This is a genomic window from Pseudonocardia wallangbongensis (assembly GCF_054486945.1).
Map to the genome: position 1 here is coordinate 381796 of NZ_JBRERS010000004.1, position 19436 is coordinate 401231.

At 73.1% G+C, this 19436-nt stretch carries 24 protein-coding genes; 11 read left to right on the forward strand and 13 right to left on the reverse strand.

What is annotated here, in order from left to right; all coding sequences use genetic code 11:
• The first annotated feature begins 18 nt into the window (after positions 1-18).
• Positions 19-366: a YciI family protein gene (locus ACU436_RS16980; protein WP_459026326.1), complete on the forward strand. Its 348-nt coding sequence runs from the start codon at positions 19-21 to the stop codon at positions 364-366.
• A gap of 20 nt (positions 367-386) precedes the next feature.
• Positions 387-1646 carry an RNA polymerase sigma factor gene (locus tag ACU436_RS16985; RefSeq protein WP_459027023.1) on the forward strand — a complete coding sequence of 420 codons (1260 nt, stop codon included), beginning with the start codon at positions 387-389 and terminating at the stop codon, positions 1644-1646.
• Between the two features lie 98 nt (positions 1647-1744).
• Here ACU436_RS16985 and ACU436_RS16990 read toward each other — a convergent pair whose 3' ends face one another.
• The 7 genes from ACU436_RS16990 to ACU436_RS17020 all read right to left on the reverse strand — a co-directional run bounded on the left by ACU436_RS16990 (position 1745) and on the right by ACU436_RS17020 (position 8040).
• Complete coding sequence (locus tag ACU436_RS16990; protein ID WP_459026327.1) at positions 1745-2419, reverse strand: FadR/GntR family transcriptional regulator; 675 nt, start codon at positions 2417-2419, stop codon at positions 1745-1747.
• Positions 2419-3744: an alpha-L-fucosidase gene (locus tag ACU436_RS16995; RefSeq protein WP_459026329.1), complete on the reverse strand. Its 1326-nt coding sequence runs from the start codon at positions 3742-3744 to the stop codon at positions 2419-2421. Before ACU436_RS16995 ends, ACU436_RS16990 begins: the two co-directional genes overlap by 1 nt.
• Positions 3745-3760: 16 nt before the next feature.
• Positions 3761-4648 (reverse strand): carbohydrate ABC transporter permease, encoded by an 888-nt coding sequence (locus tag ACU436_RS17000; RefSeq protein WP_459026331.1) that lies wholly within the window; start codon positions 4646-4648, stop codon positions 3761-3763.
• Positions 4638-5570 carry a carbohydrate ABC transporter permease gene (locus ACU436_RS17005; protein WP_459026332.1) on the reverse strand — a complete coding sequence of 311 codons (933 nt, stop codon included), beginning with the start codon at positions 5568-5570 and terminating at the stop codon, positions 4638-4640. The genes ACU436_RS17000 and ACU436_RS17005 overlap by 11 nt, the downstream gene beginning before the upstream one ends.
• 4 nt (positions 5571-5574) lie before the next feature.
• Positions 5575-6825, reverse strand: a complete 1251-nt coding sequence (locus ACU436_RS17010) for an ABC transporter substrate-binding protein (RefSeq protein WP_459026334.1) — start codon at positions 6823-6825, stop codon at positions 5575-5577.
• Between the two features lie 97 nt (positions 6826-6922).
• Positions 6923-7186 (reverse strand): hypothetical protein, encoded by a 264-nt coding sequence (locus ACU436_RS17015; protein WP_459026336.1) that lies wholly within the window; start codon positions 7184-7186, stop codon positions 6923-6925.
• Positions 7183-8040 (reverse strand): phytanoyl-CoA dioxygenase family protein, encoded by an 858-nt coding sequence (locus ACU436_RS17020; protein ID WP_459026338.1) that lies wholly within the window; start codon positions 8038-8040, stop codon positions 7183-7185. Before ACU436_RS17020 ends, ACU436_RS17015 begins: the two co-directional genes overlap by 4 nt.
• A gap of 98 nt (positions 8041-8138) precedes the next feature.
• Here ACU436_RS17020 and ACU436_RS17025 point away from each other — a divergent pair, with 98 nt between their 5' ends.
• Entirely contained in the window at positions 8139-8912 is a 774-nt protein-coding gene (locus tag ACU436_RS17025; protein WP_459026340.1) for a helix-turn-helix domain-containing protein, read from the forward strand.
• Here the strand turns inward: ACU436_RS17025 and ACU436_RS17030 are convergent.
• Positions 8909-9790 (reverse strand): S66 peptidase family protein, encoded by an 882-nt coding sequence (locus ACU436_RS17030; protein ID WP_459027025.1) that lies wholly within the window; start codon positions 9788-9790, stop codon positions 8909-8911. The genes ACU436_RS17025 and ACU436_RS17030 overlap by 4 nt on opposite strands.
• A 207-nt stretch (positions 9791-9997) precedes the next feature.
• On the opposite strand from ACU436_RS17030, the gene ACU436_RS17035 reads away from it, so the two are divergent.
• Positions 9998-10246 (forward strand): hypothetical protein, encoded by a 249-nt coding sequence (locus ACU436_RS17035; RefSeq protein WP_459027043.1) that lies wholly within the window; start codon positions 9998-10000, stop codon positions 10244-10246.
• On the opposite strand, the gene ACU436_RS17040 is transcribed toward ACU436_RS17035, so the two are convergent.
• Positions 10233-10802 (reverse strand): NADPH-dependent FMN reductase, encoded by a 570-nt coding sequence (locus ACU436_RS17040; protein WP_459026342.1) that lies wholly within the window; start codon positions 10800-10802, stop codon positions 10233-10235. The two genes, ACU436_RS17035 and ACU436_RS17040, sit on opposite strands and share 14 nt — an antisense overlap.
• A gap of 3 nt (positions 10803-10805) precedes the next feature.
• The gene (locus ACU436_RS17045; RefSeq protein WP_459026344.1) at positions 10806-11354 is read right to left on the reverse strand and encodes a YceI family protein; all 549 of its coding nucleotides are present in this window, start codon (positions 11352-11354) and stop codon (positions 10806-10808) included.
• Between the two features lie 109 nt (positions 11355-11463).
• On the opposite strand from ACU436_RS17045, the gene ACU436_RS17050 reads away from it, so the two are divergent.
• The gene (locus ACU436_RS17050; RefSeq protein ID WP_459026346.1) at positions 11464-12120 is read left to right on the forward strand and encodes a TetR family transcriptional regulator; all 657 of its coding nucleotides are present in this window, start codon (positions 11464-11466) and stop codon (positions 12118-12120) included.
• A 5-nt stretch (positions 12121-12125) separates the two neighbouring features.
• Positions 12126-12524 carry a RidA family protein gene (locus ACU436_RS17055; protein ID WP_459026348.1) on the forward strand — a complete coding sequence of 133 codons (399 nt, stop codon included), beginning with the start codon at positions 12126-12128 and terminating at the stop codon, positions 12522-12524.
• Here ACU436_RS17055 and ACU436_RS17060 read toward each other — a convergent pair whose 3' ends face one another.
• On the reverse strand, positions 12525-13097 hold the full coding sequence (locus tag ACU436_RS17060) for a TetR/AcrR family transcriptional regulator (RefSeq protein WP_459026350.1): 573 nt from the start codon (positions 13095-13097) through the stop codon (positions 12525-12527).
• Between the two features lie 75 nt (positions 13098-13172).
• Here ACU436_RS17060 and ACU436_RS17065 point away from each other — a divergent pair, with 75 nt between their 5' ends.
• Positions 13173-14933 carry an ABC transporter ATP-binding protein gene (locus tag ACU436_RS17065; protein WP_459026352.1) on the forward strand — a complete coding sequence of 587 codons (1761 nt, stop codon included), beginning with the start codon at positions 13173-13175 and terminating at the stop codon, positions 14931-14933.
• A gap of 4 nt (positions 14934-14937) precedes the next feature.
• Here the strand turns inward: ACU436_RS17065 and ACU436_RS17070 are convergent, their stop codons facing one another.
• On the reverse strand, positions 14938-15069 hold the full coding sequence (locus tag ACU436_RS17070; protein WP_459026353.1) for a DUF6766 family protein: 132 nt from the start codon (positions 15067-15069) through the stop codon (positions 14938-14940).
• Between the two features lie 157 nt (positions 15070-15226).
• Here ACU436_RS17070 and ACU436_RS17075 point away from each other — a divergent pair, with 157 nt between their 5' ends.
• The 3 genes from ACU436_RS17075 (at position 15227) to ACU436_RS17085 (ending at position 18168) form a co-directional block, all read left to right on the forward strand.
• On the forward strand, positions 15227-16528 hold the full coding sequence (locus ACU436_RS17075) for a phosphodiester glycosidase family protein (protein ID WP_459026355.1): 1302 nt from the start codon (positions 15227-15229) through the stop codon (positions 16526-16528).
• Positions 16483-16959: a hypothetical protein gene (locus ACU436_RS17080; RefSeq protein WP_459026356.1), complete on the forward strand. Its 477-nt coding sequence runs from the start codon at positions 16483-16485 to the stop codon at positions 16957-16959. The genes ACU436_RS17075 and ACU436_RS17080 overlap by 46 nt, the downstream gene beginning before the upstream one ends.
• 117 nt (positions 16960-17076) lie before the next feature.
• On the forward strand, positions 17077-18168 hold the full coding sequence (locus ACU436_RS17085; protein WP_459026358.1) for a hypothetical protein: 1092 nt from the start codon (positions 17077-17079) through the stop codon (positions 18166-18168).
• 80 nt (positions 18169-18248) lie between these two features.
• On the opposite strand, the gene ACU436_RS17090 is transcribed toward ACU436_RS17085, so the two are convergent.
• Complete coding sequence (locus ACU436_RS17090; protein ID WP_459026359.1) at positions 18249-19205, reverse strand: LysR family transcriptional regulator; 957 nt, start codon at positions 19203-19205, stop codon at positions 18249-18251.
• A 51-nt stretch (positions 19206-19256) separates the two neighbouring features.
• On the opposite strand from ACU436_RS17090, the gene ACU436_RS17095 reads away from it, so the two are divergent.
• On the forward strand, positions 19257-19433 hold the full coding sequence (locus ACU436_RS17095) for a hypothetical protein (protein WP_459026361.1): 177 nt from the start codon (positions 19257-19259) through the stop codon (positions 19431-19433).
• Positions 19434-19436: the final 3 nt, after the last annotated feature.

Genomic DNA, 19436 nt, shown 5'->3' on the forward strand with positions numbered 1-19436 from the left:
ACGGGAGGGATCGAACCGATGGCCCAGTACCTGGTGTTGATCTACGACGACGAGAGCACGCTGGCCGCCGCCGGCCAGCAGGAGTCCGGGCAGCTGCTGGCCGACCACCGGCGGTTCATGGCCGAGAACGAGACGGCGCTGCGCGGCGGTAACGCCCTCCAGCCGACCGGGACGGCAACGTCGATCCGCCCGGACGGCGCAGGGGGTTTCAGCGTCACCGACGCCCCGTTCGCCGAGACCAAAGAGGCCCTCGTGGGCTACTACCTCATCGAAGCCGACGACCTCGACCAGGCCCTGGCCATCGCCAAGCAGGTGCCGACGTTCGGCGGCGGGCTCGAGGTCCGGCCCGTGCGCACCTTCGACTGAGCACCCGAGGACACCGCGTGATGGCCGTGGACCCGCGGGTGGGTGCCGCGGTCGCTGACGCGCACCGCCGCGAGTGGGCCTTCGTGCTCGCTGCGACGGTGCGCGTCACCCGCGATCTGGACCTGGCCGAGGAATGCGTCCAGGACGCCTACGCCAAAGCACTGGCCACCTGGGCCACCACCGGCGTCCCCCGCAACGCCGGGGCGTGGTTGACCACCACCGCCCGCCGCCGGGCGCTGGACCTGCTGCGCCGTCAGGCCACCGCGGCCCGCGCATTGCCCCTGCTCGTCGAGACCCACGCCGACGAGGGACTCGACCCGGGACGTGAGGAGCGGCTCGTCGGGGCCGGGATCGGCGACGAGCGGCTGCGGCTGGTGTTCATCTGCTGCCACCCCACCCTGTCGCGCGACGCTCAGGTGGCACTGACCCTGCGGCTGCTGTGCGGACTGTCCACGGCCGAAGTGGCCCGCGCCTTCCTGGTCAGCGAGTCGACCATGGCCGCTCGCATCACCCGCGCCAAGAAGAAGATCACCCAGGCGCGGATTCCCTACCGGGTGCCCGCGCGCGAGGAACTGCCCGACCGCGTGGCATCGGTGTGCGAGGTGGTCCACCTGCTGTTCACCACCGGCCATGCCGCTCCCACCGGCGCCGAGCTGATCCGCCGCGATCTCGTCGAGCGCGCCCTCGACCTGGCCCGGATGCTGCGCACCCTGCTACCCGCCAACGCCGATGTCGCCGGGCTGCTGGCGCTGATCCTGCTCACCGACGCCCGCCGCGGCGCCCGTCTCGACGACGACGGACAGGCCGTGCTGCTCGCCGACCAGAACCGTGCCCGCTGGGACCGCGACGCGATCATCGAGGGTGTGGCCCTGGTCCGCGAGGCCCTGCGCCGTCGACCTCCCGGGCGGTTCGCGTTGATGGCCGCCATCGCCGCGGTCCACGACGAAGCCGAGAGCTGGGACACCACCGACTGGCGCGAGATCGTCGGGCTCTACGACCTGCTCGTGGCCCTGTGGCCCTCACCGGTCGTCGCGCTCAACCGCGCCGTCGCCGTCGGGTTCGCCGACGGTCCGGCCGCCGGCCTCGACGCACTCGACCCGCTCACCACCGAGCCCCAACTCGCCGGCTACGGCTACCTCGCCGCCGCCCGCGCCGAGTTCCTCGCCGGCCTCGGACGCACCCACGACGCCCGCACCGCCTACGAAGAAGCGCTGCTCCTGACCGAGAACACCATCGAACGCGACTACCTCACCCACCGCCTGGATCAACTCCGGGCATGACAGGACGCGTCGCACCCCGAGCTCGCTGCGTCGTCGGCCGGCCGGGTTTCGACCGACGCGGCCGATCGCGAGCCCTGCGCGCCGGCCGAGCGGTCCGGTCACGCGATCGCCCGGCGCAGCCACTCCGCCACCCCGTCGATGTGCACGGTGGCGTGGGCGGCGACGAGTGCGGCGTCGCCGCGGTCGAGCGCGTCGACGATCAGGCGGTGCTCGGTGAGGCTGCGCTCCGTCGAGCCCTCCTCGGAGAGGCCGCGCCAGATCCTGGCGCGCAGCGTGCTGCTGGAGAGCGTCTCGAGCAGGCTCGTGAGGTAGGCGTTGCCGGCCAGCTCGGCGATGCGGCGGTGGAACACCTGGTCGTGCGCCACGAGCTCGTCCACGGTCGGGGTCTCGCCCAGCGCGGCGAGCAGCCCGCGCAGCTCCTCGACGTCTGGGGGCGCGGCGCGCGCGGCGGCCATCGCGGCCGCCGCCGGTTCCAGGATGCGGCGCACCTCGAACAGCTCCAGCAGCGACGAGTCCTGGTGGATGTCCACCACGAAGGACATGGCGTCGAGCAGGGTGTCCGGGGTCAGGCTGGTGACGTAGGTGCCGTCGCCGCGCCGGACGTCGAGCACCCGGATGATCTCCAGGGCCTTCACGGCCTCGCGCAGCGAGCTGCGGGACAGCCCGAGCGCCTCGGACAGCTCCTTCTCCGGGGGCAGCCGGTCGCCGGGCCCCAGCTCGCCGGCGCGGATCATCTCCTTGATCTTGAGGATGGCTTCGTCGGTGACCGCCATCAGCGCACGTCGAACCCGACCGCCACCGGCGCGTCAAGAGCAGGCAGCTCCACGGCGACGCCGGCCGCCTGCGCCTTCGCCTCGACGGGGGTGCCGTCGGCGCGCGCGGCCGAGGCGAGCTCCAGCCGGTCGGCGCGGGCCGGCAGCAGGACGTGGCCGGGGGCGTCGACGACGGCCCACGCGCGGTCGCCGGTGCGGGTCCACCGCATCCACGGCTCGTCCGAGGCGTCGGCGATCCCGGGGTCGAGGGTGCGGGAGCCGTGGATGACGCCCGCGTGTACCGCCATCCAGGCGGCGAGCTCCTCCAGGGTGCGTCGCTGGCCGTCCGGGATCAGGCCGCTCGCGGTCGGGCCGACGTTGAGCAGCAGGTTCCCGCCGCGGGAGACCACGTCGACGAGGTGGCGGACCAGCTGCGGGCCGCTCATCAGGTGCCGGGAGTCCTCGACCCGGTTGTAGCCGAACGAGAGCCCGATGCCCCGGCAGTTCTCCCAGGCCGGCGCGCCCTCGGCGTCCAGGTGGGCCTGGTACTCGCTCGTGCGGAAGTCCCAGTGCGTGTCGCCCCAGCGGTCGTTCACGACGCCGTCGGGCACCGTCGCGTAGAAGTGCCGGAACAGCTCGGCGAGCCCGAGCGTCCCGTCGTGCTTGCCGGCGTCGGGCCACTCGATGTCGTTCCAGAGAACGTCGGGGCGGTAGCGGTCGACCAGGTCGCGCACGTGGCCGTACGCGTAGGCGGCGTAGGCCGCGTCGTTCGGCCGCAGCGCGCGCACGTTCGTCATCGTGTCGATCACCGGCAGGTGCGGGGTGACGCTCCAGTCGAGCCCGCCGGAGTAGTACACGCCGAACCTCATACCGGCCGCCCGGGCGGCCGTGGCGAGGTCTCCGACCAGGTCCCGCCGCGGGCCGCGGTGCACGGTGTTGCGCGTGGCCGTGCCCGGCGCGTCCCACAGCGCGATGCCGTCGTGGTGCTTGGTGGTCGGCACGACGTAGCGGGCGCCGGCCCGCGCGAACAGGTCGCACCAGCTGCGCGGATCGAACTCCTCCGCGTGCCAGGCATCGAGGAAGTCGTCGTAGGGGGCGTCGCCGTAGGTGTCCTGGTGGTGCTTGCGCGCCGGGTTGTCGTCGCAGCGGATGGTGTTCCAGTACCACTCGGCGTACGCGTTGTGGCGGAACCAGGTGCGGTCGTCGACGGCTCCCAGCTCGCCGGTCGGCTCCGCCCACGCCGGCACGGAGTAGGCGCCCCAGTGGATGAAGATCCCGAACCTGGCGTCGGCGTACCAGTCCGGGAGCGGGCGCGCGAGAGCGTTCCAGTCGACGGGCGGGGTCACGAGATCCTCCGGGAGGTCACCGGCCACCGAGGCCGGACAGGGCGATGCCGCGCACGAGGTGGCGCTGCAGCAGCACGACCATGGCGACGGTCGGCACCATCGAGATCGCCGCCGCGGCCATGAGCAGGTGCCACTGGTTGCCGTTCTGCGACAGGAACAGGTTCAGCCCGAGCGGCACGGTCGACATGTCGCGGCTGTTCACGACGATGAGCGGCCACAGGAAGCTGTTCCAGTAGTTGATGAACGTGAACACGGCGAGCACGGCGATGGCCGGCCGCGCGATCGGCACGACCACCTGCAGCAGGATGCGCAGGCGGCTCGCGCCGTCGATCGTCGCGGCCTCCTCCAGCTCCCGCGGGATCGAGAGGAAGAACTGGCGCAGCAGGAACGTGCCGAACGCGGTGAACGCCCAGGGCAGGATCAGCGCCGCGTAGCTGTCCACCCAGCGGAACTGCTGCATGAGGATGAACATCGGGACGACCGTGACCTCCTGCGGCACCATCAGCGTGCCCAGGTAGAGCAGGAAGATCCGGTCCCGGAACCGGAAGCGCAGCCGCGCGAACGCGTAGGCCGACAGCACCGAGGTCACGCACACCACGACCGTGCCCGCCACCGCGACGAACAGGCCGTTGACCATGAACCGGCCGAACGGCAGGTAGCCCCACGCCTCCGCGAAGTTGGACCAGCGGATCTCCGACCCGACGAGCCCGGTGCCGGTGCCGAACACCTCGGCGGGCGGCTTGAGCGCCGTCGCGATCATCCAGACGAACGGCATGAGGAACAACAGGAGCACGGCCGTGAGCAGCACCTGCGACACGACGGTGCGCGGGCTCGGGCGCCGGCGCGTCGATCGGGCCGGGGCCGCGTCGGCGCGTGCGGGGTGGGTGAGCGTCTCAGTCGTCATAGTGGACCCACCGCTTCTGGCCGAGGAACTGCAGCGCGGTGACCAGCATGATGATCATGAAGAGGAACCAGCCGATCGTCGACGCCGTGCCGAGGTCGAACTGGACGAAGCCCTCGCGGTACAGGTGGAGCACCATCGTCTCCGTGGCGATGCCCGGCCCGCCGGAGGTGAGGGCGTAGGGCTGCACGAACACCTGGAACGAGGTGATCAGCGTCATGATCATCGCGAAGAACATCGACGGCGAGAGCATCGGCAGCGTGACGCTCCAGAAGCGGCGCAGCGGCCCGGCCCCGTCGATGGAGGCCGCCTCGTGCAGGCTCTGCGGGATCGCGTCGAGCCCGGCGGAGAAGACCAGCATGTTGTAGCCGAACCCCTGCCACACCGACATCAGGATCACCGCGGCCATCGCCCAGCGGTTGTCGCCGAGGAAGTTGGGCGACGGCACGCCGAACACGCTCTGGAACCCCTGGTCGATCGGGCCGCCCGGTTGGTACAGGAGCCGCCACACCAGCGCGTTCGCGATCATCGGCGTGACCGTCGGGATGAAGAACAGCAGGCGGTAGAGCCCGCGCCCGCGGATGCGGGGCGAGATCCACAGCGCCAGCCCGAGCGACACGACGACGTTGAGCGGCACGTAGACCGCCACGAACACCAGCGTGTTGAGCATGACCCGGTGGAAGATCGGGTCGCTCAGCAGCTCGACGAAGTTGTCGAACCCGACGAACCGCCGCCGCCCCAGCACCGGCCAGGCGAAGAAGCTGATCACCAGCGATCCGACGAGCGGGATGAGCGTGAACAGCAGGAACCCGCCGGTGCTCGGCGCGAGGAAGCCCAGGGCGGCGCGGCCGTCGCCGCGGTGCACGCCGCCACCGGCCGGGGCGGCGGCGGGCGTGATGGGCGGAGCGGGGGCGGAGACGGTCACGTCGTCACCCCGCCTGCTGCTGCACCGTGTTCAGGAAGTCCGGCACGCTCTGCTGGCCGTTCACCGCCTCCACGCCGTACTGCTGGAACAGCTGCGAGACCTGCGTGTAGTTGTCCGCGGCCGGCGCCGGCACGCCGTTCTTGATCGCGGCCTGCAGGCCGTCGCGCGCCCCGGCGAGCTTCGGGCTGAACCACGACTCCTGCTGGGCCGTGCGCGCCGGGAAGGCCCGGCCCTGCTCGGCGAGGTACTGCAGGGCCTCCGGGCTGGTGAGCACCGCGATGGCCTGCAGCGCCTTGTCCGGGTCGGGGCAGGTCTGCGAGATCCCGAACCCGGACCCGGCCACCTGGCTGTGGGAGCCCGCGGGCCCGGCCGGGACCGGCGCCACGCCGACCTCGAACTGCGCCTGGTCCATCACGTTGACCAGCTGCCACGGCCCGTCGACGACCATCGCGGCGTCGCCCGCGATGAACGCGTTCAGCGCCGGGGTCGCGTCGCTGGTGGCCACCACCTGCGGCGCGACCTTCAGCTTCGCGACGAGGTCGGCGTACCACTGGACGGCCTTGGCGAAGCCCTCCTGGGTGAGGTCCAGCTTGCCGTCGGCGCCCATCGGCGAGGTGTCCTCCAGCGAGAGCGACCAGGGGATCACGCTGTCGAGCGTGGGGTAGACCGCGAAGCCGTACTTCCCGCCGCTGGTCAGGCTCTGGGCCGCGGCGAGGAAGTCCTCCACCTTCCAGTCCGTGGTCGGGACCGGTACGCCGGCCTCGCGGAACCGGTCGGCGTTGTAGAACATGATCAACGGCCCGAAGTCGTACGGCACCGCGAGCTGCTGACCGTCGACCTGCAGCGCCTTCCAGATCGACGGGTCGAAGTCGGCGCCGTCGATGCCGGCGCCGGGCAGCATGTCGTCGAGCGGCACGAGCAGCTCGCTGATGCTCGGCGCGCGGTAGGACTGCACGCCGAGGATGCAGCCCGCGTCACCGCCGCTGGCCTGCGCGGCGAGCTTGGTCCAGTAGTCGTTGAAGCTGCTGGTCTGGAACTCCAGCGCGAGGTCGGGGTGCTTCGCCGTGACCATCTCGCCGAGGTGGTTCCACGCGTCCACCTCGGCGGTGGACCCGCTCCACATGTTCCAGACCATCGTGGTCCTGCCGTCGGCGGTGGTGCTGCCGCCACCGGAGCCGCATGCGGCCACGGCCAGAGCGAGGGTGGCGGCAGCAGCCACCGCGAGCGCGCGCTTCCGAATCGTCTTGACCGTCATGGTGCTCCTCGACACTGAGTGAGACATCCGATGTTCGAGCCACTCTGGCGCCCGATGGGCCGCGCGTCAAGCATCCACGCCGAGTAGAGATCGGATGTCAAGCGAGTTTCTCGAAGAAGAACTCGTGCTTGAGGAACGAGACGTCGTACTCGTGGCCCGGCGGCGGCGGGAGGAGCTGCGACGCCTGGAAGAGGCGCCAGCCGTCCTTCAGCGCATCGAGACCGGTCTCGTACGGGGGGAGGTCGCTGTCGCCGGTGGTCGGGGTGGTCTCCCCGGTGCCGTCGTAGTTCGACCAGCCCACGACCTTCGCGTCGAGCGCGGACGAGGCCAGGTAGAGCACGAGCACCTGCTGCCGGGTCATGCCATCTCCGTCGGGGCCGGGGCGTGGGGGTTGAGGCTGCGGCCCGCGACCACCCGGGTGGGGCGGTTGGTCACGCGGGTGACCCAGTAGTCGGGGTCGTAGCTGTCGTCACCGACGAGCGCGCGCCACAGCAGCACCCGGTTGTAGATCTCCAGCCGGCCCGTGGCGTTCTCGTACCACGGGAAGCGCGTGCCCAGCTCCGCGGCGACGGCCGGGTCGTACAGGTCGTCGGTGTTCCACAACCGCAGCTGCCGGACCGTCGGGTTGAAGCGGATCTTGAACATGTAGCGGTCGACGTCGCTGTCGTTGCGCCGCCCGCCGTGCCAGATGCCGTGGTGCAGGAAGACCACCGTGCCGGCCGGGCAGACGAGGCGGGTCTGACCGAGGAGGTTCTGGTAGCGGCCGGTGTCGGACTCGTTGGTGCGCCGCAGGTGGCTGCCCGGCACCGACAGGGTGCCGCCCATCTCGAGGGTGACCTCCTGCGGGTAGTACATGAGCTGCACGTCGAACGCGTCCGGCCGCACGTCGATGATCGCGTCGCCGTGCAGGTTCTGGGCCTCGCCCTCGCGTGCCCTGCGGATGTGCACGGCGTGGTGGTCGACGGCCGGGTCCGGGCCCACGAAGCTGTGGATCGCACCGGCGATCTCGGGCAGCCGCACGAGACGCTGGGCGAACGAGCCGTCGCCGAACGTCTCCGACAGCGGGGTGCCGTACGGAACGGCCGGGATGCCCGTGCGGAGCACCTCGACCGCCTCGGCGTTCATGTCCGCCGGCACGACACCGTCGATGCGGTGCGAGCCGTACGCGACGAACCTGGCCATCTGCACGGACGTCAGCAGGTGTTTGCGGTGCACGATCCTCCCTCGCGTGGGTGGTTCACGCGCACCGAGGTTAGGGCGCAAACCGGTCGTACCGCGTGGTCCTGGCTCGCCAGTGGTGGTAATTTCTCACCATGGGCGTCGATCGTGTGCCGCTGCACATCGGGCGGCCGCCGGTCGTCGCCAACGCCGGCGTCGGGGTGCACGGCGTGCGCAGGCTGCACGACGTCTTCCGGCTGCCCGACCTGTGGCAGGTGCACCTCTACGGCTACTCGGCCGACGTCACGATCGGCGGGCAGACCCACGCCGTCGCGCCGGGCTGGGTGAGCTTCGTGCCGGCGGACGTGGAGGTCCGGTTCGACTACACCGGCCGCTCCGAGCACCTGTTCGTCCACTTCCGGCCGGAGGAGTCGGGGGAGCCGCTGACGGTGCCCGTCGTGCGGGACGCCGGTCCGGCCGCGGCCGGGCTGTCCGAGCTCCTGCGCGCGGCGATCGCCGCATCCCCGGACGGCTCCTCGCGCACCGCCGCCGAGGTGTGGACGGCGCTGTGGCGCATCGCCCAGCTCCCGGAGCCCGTCCCCGGCCGCATCCACCACACCGCCGTGGCCTCCGCGGTCGCCTTCATCGAGGCCAACCTCGCGCGTCCCCTCTCCGTCCCGGACGTCGCGCACGTGGCCGGGGTGTCGCACAACCACCTCACGCGGCTCTTCCGCGCCGAGACCGGACTGCCGGTGGTTGGCTGGATCCGGCAACGGCGGATGGCCCGCGCCCGCCACCTGCTCACGGCCACCACGATGTCGATCCCGGCGGTGGCCGCCTCGGTCGGCATCAACGACCTGCAGGCGTTCAACAAGGCCTGCCGCCGCGAGCTGGGCGCCTCGCCCCGGGCGGTGCGCGGGGAGGCCTAGTCGTAGCGAAGGGTCGCGGCGTCGGCGTCCAGCTCGACCCTTGCCCCGAGCGGCACGGTGAGCTGACCGCGGCAGTGCCCGAAGCCCAGCTCCTCCACCAGCGGCACGCCGAGCCCGCCGAGCCGGTCGAGGACGACGTCGCGCACCTCCTCCGGCGGGCCGCACTCCTTCCACGACCCCAGGGCGATGCCCGCCACGCGGTCGAACCAGCCGGCCCGCAGCAGGTGGGTGAGGAAGTGGTCGATCCGGTACGGCGCCTCGGTGACGTCCTCCAGCAGCGCGATCGCCCCGTCCGGCGGGGGTGGCACGCCCGGCACCCCGAGGGTGGAGGTGAGCAGGCTCAGCGTGCCGCCGACCGTCACCCCGGTGGCCCGCCCGCCGTGGAGAGCCCGGGCGTCCGGGCCGCCGTGCAGCACCGCAGGCGGATCGAAGAGCGCCCGGCGCAGCCCTTCCCGCGCGTCCGCGTCGTCGGTGACGGCCAGGGTGCCGACCATCGGCCCGAACAGCGTGACCAGCCCGCACCGCGGGCCGAGCACGGCGTGCAGGGCCGTGATGTCGCTCGACCCGACGAAGAGCTTCGGTCCCGCCGCGGCCATCGCGTCCCAGTCGAGGAGGTCGAGCACGCGCAGTGCCCCGTAGCCGCCGCGGGCGCACAGCACCGCGTCGACGTCCGGGTCGCACCAGGCGCGCTGCAGCTGCCGGGCCCGGGTGGCGTCGTCGCCGGCCAGGTACGGCAGCCGGGTGTCGCGGTCGCCCGCGGTGAACGCGACCTCCACCCGCAGGCCCCAGGACTCGAGCACGGCGCGGCCGCGCTGCAGGAGGTCCGGCGGCACCGGGCCGGCCGGCGCGACCAGGGCGACCCGATCGCCCGGACGCAGCGGTCGCGCGGCCCTGCGAGTGCCCGAGAAGGGTGACGGGCCTGCAGCCGACCGAGTGAACCTCCCCGCCGCTGCGCTGCGGTTCGTAATGGGTCCCCCTGATCGGGCGATGGCAGAACAGGGGGACGGATCACGAGTGGGGCTCGGGACCCGGTCCCCGTGCCGGCCGCGAGCGCCGCGGCCGACTGGGCGGGGGAAGGACGTTACATGACCGCAGCCGGTCCACCGGGTTCCGGCATGGCCGGATTCCTGCGACTGCACACCCTCGCGTGGGGAGCGCTGTGGTTCGTGGTCGTGGTCCTCTTCACCGCGGGGGTCGGGGTCATCCAGGCGGCCGGTGCCGCCGGGCAGATGCCTCCGCTCACCGCCGGGACCGAGCCCGTCATCCGCTCGGTCGACCCCCCGAGCTCGGCGCCCGAGCCACCGAGGCTCGTGGACGTCGTCAATCCCGGCTGAGATCCCGGCTGCCGGCTCCGACGCGCCCACCACCGGCGTGCTGCAGCAGCCGGTCCACGACGCGGCGGAGCGCCGCGGCCTGGTCCGGGTCGGCCAGCGACCCGTCCGGGGCGAACGCGCCGTCGGCCATCCCGAGCGGCAGCTCGTCGTCGAGGACGTCCGCGCCCGCCGTGCGCAACACCTTGCGCAGCTCGGCCTGCGCCCAGACCGCGCCGAAGAGGCCCGTCGACGCGCCGACGACCACGGCGGGGCGGCCGCGCAGCGCGTTGTCCGGGAACGGGCGTGACGCCCAGTCGAGCGCGTTCTTGAGCTGGCCGGGCACCGAGCCGTTGTACTCGGGCGTCGCGAACAGGAGGCCGTCCGCGCCGGCGAGCGCGGCCCGCAGCCGCTGCACGGCGGCCGGGGCGCTCTCGTCCTCGCTGTAGGGCGGGATCTCGGCCAGCCCGTCGAACACGCGCATCGTGATCGCGGCCGGCAGGCCGGCGGCGGCCGCGTCGAGCAACATGCGGTTGTGGGAGCCGCGGCGCAGGCTCCCGGACACTCCGAGGAGCAGCACGGCTCAGGCCTCCTCGACCAGTTCGAGGTGCGCCGTCAGCTGCACCTCGTTGCCCAGGGCGTCGCCGCCGGACGGGAGCGGGGCCTGCCAGACGAGGCCCCAGTCCCGGCGGTCGACGGTGGCGCGGAGCTCGAGCGCGCCATGCAGCCGGTTGTCCAGGGCCACGACGGGTGCGGTGTAGGTGCCCGTGGCGGTCACCGGTCGGGTGACGCCGCGGATCGTGAGCTCCGCCTGCACGGTCGCGGTGCCGTCCGCGTGCAGGGCGACGTCGTTCGCGGTGACCGTGATCTCGGGGTGGTTGCCGGCGTCGAAGAAGTCGGCGCTGTGCACGACGTGGTCCCGGAACTCGCGCGGGCCGCGGATCGAGACCGATTCGACGGCGGTCGATCCGTCGAGCCGCACCGCCGCGTCGTCGCTGACCAGCCGGGCCAGGACCTCCTCGAAGCGGGCCCGGAACAGCGAGACCCCCATGTGCCGTACCGCGAACTCGACGGTCGAGTGGATCGGGTCGACCGCGAAGGTCCCGGCGAACGGGCGGGCGCTGACAGTCATGATCATCCTCCGTAAATGGAACTTTCTCCGGTTCGCCAAGCTAAGCGGAAGATTCTCCGATTGCAAGCCGGATCCGGTACCGTGACGAGCGGAACAGGAGGGAGCGGCGATGGCGATCACGGCGGCGGGGCGCGCGTTCCTGCCGGTGCTCGGCCAGCCGCCGCCCGAGCGGGCCGACGCCGCGCGCAACCGGCGCGCGCTGCTCGCCGCCGCCCACGTGCTCATGGTCGAGAGCGGCATCGACGCGTTGACGATGGATCGCGTGGCCGCCGCCGCGGGAGTCGGGGTGGGCACCGTCTACCGGCGGTTCGGTGACCTCGGCGGCCTCGCCTTCGCGCTGCTCGACGACGAGGAGCGGGAGTTCCAGCGCGCCTACCTGTCGGGGCCACCGCCGCTCGGGCCCGGAGCCCCGCCCGCCGCGCGGATCCGGGCGTTCCTGCACGCCATGGCGGACCGGATGGAGACCGAAGGGGACCTGCACGCCCTGGCCGAGTCCCGTACCACCACGGCGCGCTACGACAGCGGCGCGTACCGCACCGCCCGCACCCACCTCGTCACGCTGCTGCGGGAGGTGCGCCAGCACGACCCCGGCTACTGCGCCGACGCGCTGCTCGCGCCGGTGGCCGCGAGCCTGCTCCTGCACCAGCGCCGCACCCTGGGGTTCTCCAAGGCGCGCATCACGGCGGGCCTGGACATGCTGCTCGACTCGCTGCTCGCGGCCGGTGGGTGCCCCGACTCATCCCCGTTGACGCCGCTGGCACCGTGAACCGGGTGATCGAGACGCGCACGAGCGACGGGTTGCACCCCACCTCCGGCTACCACCACGTGACGGTCGCGAGCCCCGGCCGGCTCGCCTTCCTCGCCGGCCAGATGCCCATGGACGACACGGGGATGCGGGTCGTGGGCGTCGGTGACCTCGACCGCCAGGTCGACGTCACCGTCGAGAACACGCGCAAAGCCCTCGCCGTCGCCCGGGCGCGTCCCGAGGACGTCGTGCGGTCGGTCGTCTACGTGGTGGGCGGCCAGGAGGCGGCCGCTCGGGTGTGGCACCGCTTCGCCGAGTCGCCGATCGGCGGGGCGTTCACCGGTGCCAGCACGCTGCTCGGGGTGGCGGCGCTCGGGTTCCCCGACCAGCTCGTCGAGCTGGAGCTCACCGCGGCCCTTCCCTGATCAGGGCGCGACCGCTTTGCGCATCGTGCGCAGGCACAGGGCGAGCGCGTCGTGCTCGGGCACGTCGCTGTCGCGGGCGTGCATCCAGGCGGCGTAGAGCAGCGACCAGAGCACGGTCTGCACCCACGCCGGGCTGAGATCGGGGTCCATCGTGCCCTCGGCGTGCCCGCGTTCCACGAGCCGCAGCAGCGTCCGGTCGGGTTCGGCCTCCTCGGTCCAGGCCGGGTCGGTGAACAGGTGCGGCTCGCTCAGCGTGAGCAGGAGCCCGTCGCCGAGGGCGAAGTACGCCTGGCACAGCCGCTCCAGCGCGGCGACGGCCGGTCCCGCCTCCGGTCGTGCGCGCTCGGCGGCGGCGGCGATCTGCTCCAGGAGGTCGTTGGTGATCCCGGTGAGCAGGTCGGCCCGCTCCGGGAAGTACCGGTGCATCGTGGTGCGCCCGACCCCGGCTGCGGCGGCCACCTCGCCGAGCGAGGCGCCGGACTGCTGGGACAGCACGCGCACACCCGCGTCGAGGATGGCGCGCCGGGTGCGGGCGCGGGTGCCGCTCTCCGGAGCGGCGGGCTCGTCGACCACGACCCGAAGAGTAGCAACTGCACCAGAACGGAACCAGATTGACAGAAACGGAACACTGATGCTCCACTGCTGAGCATGAGCACTCCTGCCCCCGCGTCCGGGTTGGGCATCCTCCGGTCGTACGCCCGGCCGCACCTGGGCACCCTCGCACTCGGGCTGGTGCTGGCGCTGGCCGGGTCCGCCACGAGCCTGGCCACGCCGCTCGTCACGAAGTGGGTGCTGGACTCGCTGGGCGCGTCGGCATCGCTCACCGGCCCGATCGGCGCGCTGCTGGCGCTGCTCGTCCTCGGCGCCGCGATCTGGATCGCGGAGTGGATGCTGCTCGGCACGCTGGGCGAACGGGTCGTCCTGGAGGCCAGGGAGTCGATGGTCCGCCGGTTCCTGCGGGCCGCGGTTCCGGGGCTCACCCGGCGGCCCACCGGCGAGCTGGTCACGCGGGTCACCTCCGACACCGTGCTGCTGCGCGAGGCGGTCTCGTCCGGCCTCGTCGGGCTCGTCAACGGGGTCGTGATGCTCGTGGGCACGCTCGTGCTGATGGCGGTGCTCGACCTGGTGCTGCTGGCCACCACGGTCGCCGCGGTGGTCGTGGTCGTCGTGCTGTTCGCGCTGCTCATGCCGGGGATCGCGAAGGCGCAGGAACGGGCCCAGGAGCACGTCGGCCGGCTCGGGGGCGTCCTGGAGACGGCGTTGCGGGCGATCCGCACGGTGAAGGCGAGCCGCGCCGAGGAGCGCCTGGCCACCGGCATCCTCGGCCACGCCGCGGAGGCGATGCGCCACGGCGTCCGCGGGGTGCGCCGCGAGGCCGTGGCATGGACGATCTCGTGGTCCGGGATCCAGCTGGCGATCATCCTGATCCTCGGCGTCGGCGCGTGGCGCGTGGAGCTCGGACTGTTCGAGGTCTCCACGTTGATCGCGTTCCTGCTCTACGCGTTCGGGCTGATGGAGCCGATCATGGAGCTCAGCCAGAACCTCACGGCGCTCCAGGCCGGCATCGCCGCGGCCAAGCGCATCCGGCAGGTCGAGGGGCTCGAGCAGGAGCCGGCCGGGGGAGCGGTGGCGAACGCCGAGCTCCGGCGGGCGGTCCCGGGGCCAGTGCTGGAGCTGCGCGGCGTCACGGCCGCCTACGGCCCGGGCCGCGTCCCCGCCGTGCAGGACGTCGACCTCGTGGTGCCGGCGCGCGGCCACACCGCGATCGTCGGCCCGTCGGGCGCGGGCAAGACCACACTGTTCGCCCTGTTCCTGCGGTTCCTCGAACCGCAGGCTGGCGAGATCCGGCTCGCCGGACGCCCGTACCGCGAGCAGACGCCCGACGAGGTGCGCGCCCGCCTCGCATACGTCGAGCAGGAGACGCCGGTCGTTCCCGGCACGATCGCCGACAACCTGCGCTTCACCCACCCCGACGCCACGGACGACGAGCTGTGGGCGGCGCTCGAGGGCGTGCGGCTGCGGGAGGCGGTGGAGCAGCTCGACGGCGGGCTCGACGCGCAGCTGACCGCGTCGTCACTCTCCGGGGGCCAGCGGCAGCGCATCGCGCTCGCCCGCGCGCTCGTGCGCACGCCGGAGGTGCTCCTGCTGGACGAGGCCACCGCGCAGGTCGACGGGCTCACCGAGGCCGCGGTGCACGACGCGATCCGGGAGCAGGCCCGCATCGGCGCTGTGGTCACCGTGGCGCACCGGCTCTCCACCGTGGTCGATGCCGACACGATCGTCGTGATGGAAGGTGCCCGCGTCCGGGCCCGCGGCACCCACGACGAGCTGCTGGCCTCCGACGACCTGTACTGCAACCTCGTCGCGGCCCTGCGCGTCGACCGGCAGCCGGTGTCAGTCGTGGGATGAGGGGTCAGCCGCTCTCGCTCGTGTCCCCGGGTGCCGAGCCGACCGGCTTCGACCCGGGCGAGCCGTGCTCGCGCAGGTAGGTCGCGAGCACGGTCATGGACCCCACGGCGAGCAGGGACGCCCTGGACACGTGCATGATCGGTGCCACCACGCGCGGGCCGTGGGAAACCGCGGCGCTCACCGGATCGGATGCCGTCTGGGACTCCTGAGGGTGAACCGCGCCGTGGCGAGCCGCCTCCCGCGCGGCCGTCCATGATCCCATCCGCAGCAACGGGATGGGGGGGTGACCTGCGGTGTTGGCAGCGGTTCTCGCCGCGGTGCTGGTCTTCAGCACCGGCATCGGCGAACCGCCGCCGCCCGGGAACGGTGCCGAGCGAGCACTCGCCGAGCTGGGCGCGCGGACCCAGCTCGCCCGCGGCGTCACGCACCGCGGGCTCAGCACGAGCGCGGCGGCCGGTGCGGTGCTGGGCGACGTCGTCGAGGTCGACCTCACCGATCCCACCGTGCGCGCCGGCCTGCTCATGCCGGAGGCGATCGCGGCCCGCAGGCCAGTTGCGGAGATGGCTGACCGCGCCGGAGCCACCGCGGCGATCAACGGTGACTTCTTCGACATCGGCCGCACCGACGCACCGGCCGGCCCCGCGGTGGCCGAGGGCCGCCCGCTGAAGGCCGCGGTGCCACCCGGGCGCCGGATGGGTCCCGTCGTACCCGGCGCCGAGATCGACTACGTCTTCACCGTCGGAACCGACCGGGTGGCCCGCATCGACCGCCTGCGGCTCGAGGCGCGGGCGAGCGGGCCGTCGGAGACGCACGAGATCGTCGCGCTCAACCAGTACGCCGTGCCGGAGAACGGGATCGGCATCTTCACGCCCGCCTGGGGCGACGTCGACCGGTCCCGCACGCTGTGCGGCACCGACGCCGACCGCAACGCGCCGTGCGCGGACGAGCAGGCCGAGGTGCTGGTGCGCGACGGCGTCGTCGCCGAGTCCGGGAAGCCCGGCGGCGGCCGGATCCCCGGCGGCGAGCTCACGCTGACCGGGCGGGACGACGGCGCCGCCGCGGTGCGGTCGCTGGAGGTCGGGGACCGCGTCGACGTCGAGTACGAGCTGGTCCCGCAGAGCGGGCACACACCGGAGTTCGCCGTCGGCGGCAGCCCGATCCTGCTCGACGGCACCCCGGTGGCCGGCCTCGACGACGGCGAGCGCGCGCCCCGCAGCGCGGCCGGAGCCAGCGAGGACGGGCGCCGGATGTGGCTGCTGACCCTCGACGGGCGCCAGTCGGACAGCATCGGCGCCACCCTGCACGAGCTCGCGAAGCTGCTGCGCGAGATGGGTGTGGACGACGCCGTCAACCTCGACGGCGGTGGCTCGTCGACGCTCGTGCTCCGCGACCCGGGTGCCACCGCGGTGACGGTCGTCAACGATCCGTCGGGCCCGTCCCCGCGCGACGTGCCCAACGGGATCGGGATCTACACCGGATCGAGCGAGCTGGCCTTCAGGCCTACCGGGTACATGTCGTTGACGAGGGGTGGAGGTGAACGAGGGTGTCCATGCGAGCGTCGAGTCGCACCGAACCGGTCCGGGCCGTGGGCATGACCTGGCAGCGCGCCCGGTCGCGTTCTGAGGACCGCGCGGCGCGGCTGCTGCAGGCCGCCGAGCGGGACGCCGAGGCGGCCGCCACCCGCTACCGCGCGCTGAAGGAGGCGGCTGCCGCCCCGACGTCCGGGGAGGGTGCATGGCGGCCGATGCCCAGCTGGCAGCAGATGCTGCTGCTCGTCGTCGGCGGTGGAATCCTGACGGGGCTGCTCATGATGTGGCTGCTCACGACGGCCTACCTCGGCCCTCTCGCGCTGCTCGCCCTTCCCGCCGGTGCGGGTCTGGTGGCCGGCCTCATCGCGCTGCGCCGGCGCAGGCTGCCGCCGGCGGCCCCGCGGCGTCGCCCCCTCGTGGTGGACCTGGTGCGTGCCGCCCAGGAGATGCACGAGGCCGAGGCCGCGCTGCAGCGGATGCGCCAGGAGTGCTCCTGACCGGTGGCACTGGACGGGGACTGGACACGATGAGTTAGATTCACCCCGCACGAATGCCCCGTTCGGGCCCTGACCATCACCCGGTCAGGCGTCTCCGCTCCCCGGGAGAGTGCAAGGGTGGACACGCACGGTAACGAATCGGCAACGCCGGGCGCCTCTCGGTCCCGGCGTTCGCGCCGCGACGGAGTCAGCGTCGAGTCGCTGACGAGCCGCGATCCGGGTGGCGACGCCGGCCGCCCCGCGGGCGCCCACCGGCGCGGGCCCACGCGAGGCATCGCACCGGCCCCGCTGCTCGCCGCCACCGCCGTGGCCGGTGCCGCCGCGGCCAGCGTCTCCTCCGTGGTCGTGCTGTCCACCGGCGGCGCACCCGTCGACCTCGTGCACGGCGACGTGCAGGAGGCCGGGAACGTCACCGACGACCGGTACCCGCGCCTGTTCGCCGCCGACGACGCCGACGCGGGCGCGGGCGCCGACCACGACGTGACGGACGGCAGCCGCATCGCCGCGCTCGCGCAGCTCGCCGCAGGCGCCCCCACCGTGCTCGCCTCCGCCGCGTTCCCGCAGGTCCTCCCCGGCGCCACGCAGCCGCTCGCGGCCGCGCCCGCGGCGGCCCCGCTGCCCGTCACGCCGCCCGCGCCCGTCAGCGACCCGACGATCGCGCCGACGAGCACGCCCGGCAACGACCACCACTCCTCGTCCGGGTCCGACCACGACTCCGGCGGGGACCACCACTCCGGCAACGATCACTCCGACGGCGATCACTCGGACAACGACCACTCCGACCACGACTCGCACCCGGATCCCACCCCGACGCCCGATCCGGACCCCAGCGACCCGCCGACCCAGGATCCTGACGACCCGCCCACGCAGGATCCCGACGACCCGCCCACGCAGGATCCCGACGACCCGCCGACCCAGGACCCCGATGACCCGAACCCGCCGGACGACGGCGGCGCGGGTGACGGCGGATCCGACGGTGGCGGCGGTTCCGATGACGGTGGTGGCTCGCACGACGGTGGTGGCGGTTCCGGCGACGGTGGCGGTTCCCACGACGGTGGTGGTTCCGGCGACGGTGGTGGTTCCGGCGATGGTGGTGGTTCCGGCGATGGTGGCGGTTCCCACGATGGTGGCGGCTCCGGTGATGGTGGTGGTTCGGGCGACGGCGGTTCCGGCGGAAGCGGCGGCTCGGACGGCGGAAAGCGCGGCTAGCAGGACCCGCAGGGGTTCAGGAATGTGGCTTTCCTGTCCTCCACGTTCAGGAATGTGGCTTTCCTGAACTTCTGGGTGCCTCAGCTCGCCGGCCGGATCCGGGGCGCGGCCGCTGTGGCCGCAGCGGTCGCCAGCGCGTCGAGACCGGCCGCGATGTGCGGCTGGGCCCGGCTGGCGCGGCGGGTGCAGGTGAGCAGGCGACGGTGTGGGGTCGCCGGGCCGGCGAGCGGCACCGCCATCACGGGCAGCTCGGCCGGGACGCGCACGAGCCGCGGCTTGAGACAGACCCCCAGCCCGCAGGCGACCATCGTGGCGACCGCCGGCCAGTCCATGGCCTCGTGCGCGACCTTCGGGGTGAAGCCCGCCGCGGCGCAGGCGGCCGCGCTGATCTCCTGGTGGTCGCACGTGCCGGGCCTCGGCAGGATCCACGCCTCGTGCGCGGCGTCCTCAAGCGCCACGGGGCCGGCGCCCGCCAGCGGGTGGTCGCGCCGCACGAGGAGGTCGAGGGGCTCGTCGAGCAGCGGCTCCTGCTCGAAGCGCGGGTCGTCGAGCGGGGGACCGCCCTGGTTCGGGAGCGTCACGGCGATGTCGATCTCGCCGGTCAGCAGCTGGCCGAACGCCGAGGCCGTCTCCACCTCCATGACCCGGACGGTGAGGCCGGGCTCCCGCCCGCGCAGGTGCTCCACGGCGGGGACGACCAGTGTCCGCAGGCTGGAGGTGAACCCCGCCAGCCGCAGGGTGGCGGGGACGCGGCCGGTCCCGGCCTGCAGGTCGGCGCGGGCGGCCTCCCACCTGGCGGCGATCTCGTCGGCATGGCCGAGCAGCCTGATCGCGGCCGGGGTGAGCCGGACGCGGCGGCCGTCGGGCTCGAGCAGCGGGACGTCCAGATCGTGGGCGAGCTGACGCAGCTGCTGCGAGACGGCCGACGGCGTGAGGTGCAGCGAGCCCGCGGCGGCCGTGATCGTGCCGAGCTGGTGCACGACGCGGAGGACGTGCAGGCGGCGCAGGTCGAACATGTAGCAGGATTGTACGGTCACCTGAAAGAACGTGAAATGGACCTGACGGGTCGGCTGGGCCACCCTGGACGGATGGAACGCCCAGCCCACGACGTCTGCCCGGTCTGCGGGTGGCCCACCACCGAGCCCTACCAGGTGGTCTCGCGGCACCGCACGTCCGAGGGAATGATCGTCTGGAGCAGGTGCGCGTGCGGGAGCCTGCAGGTTCACAGGGACGACACACTGGTGCTCCGCGCCGCCCGGCCCTGAAGC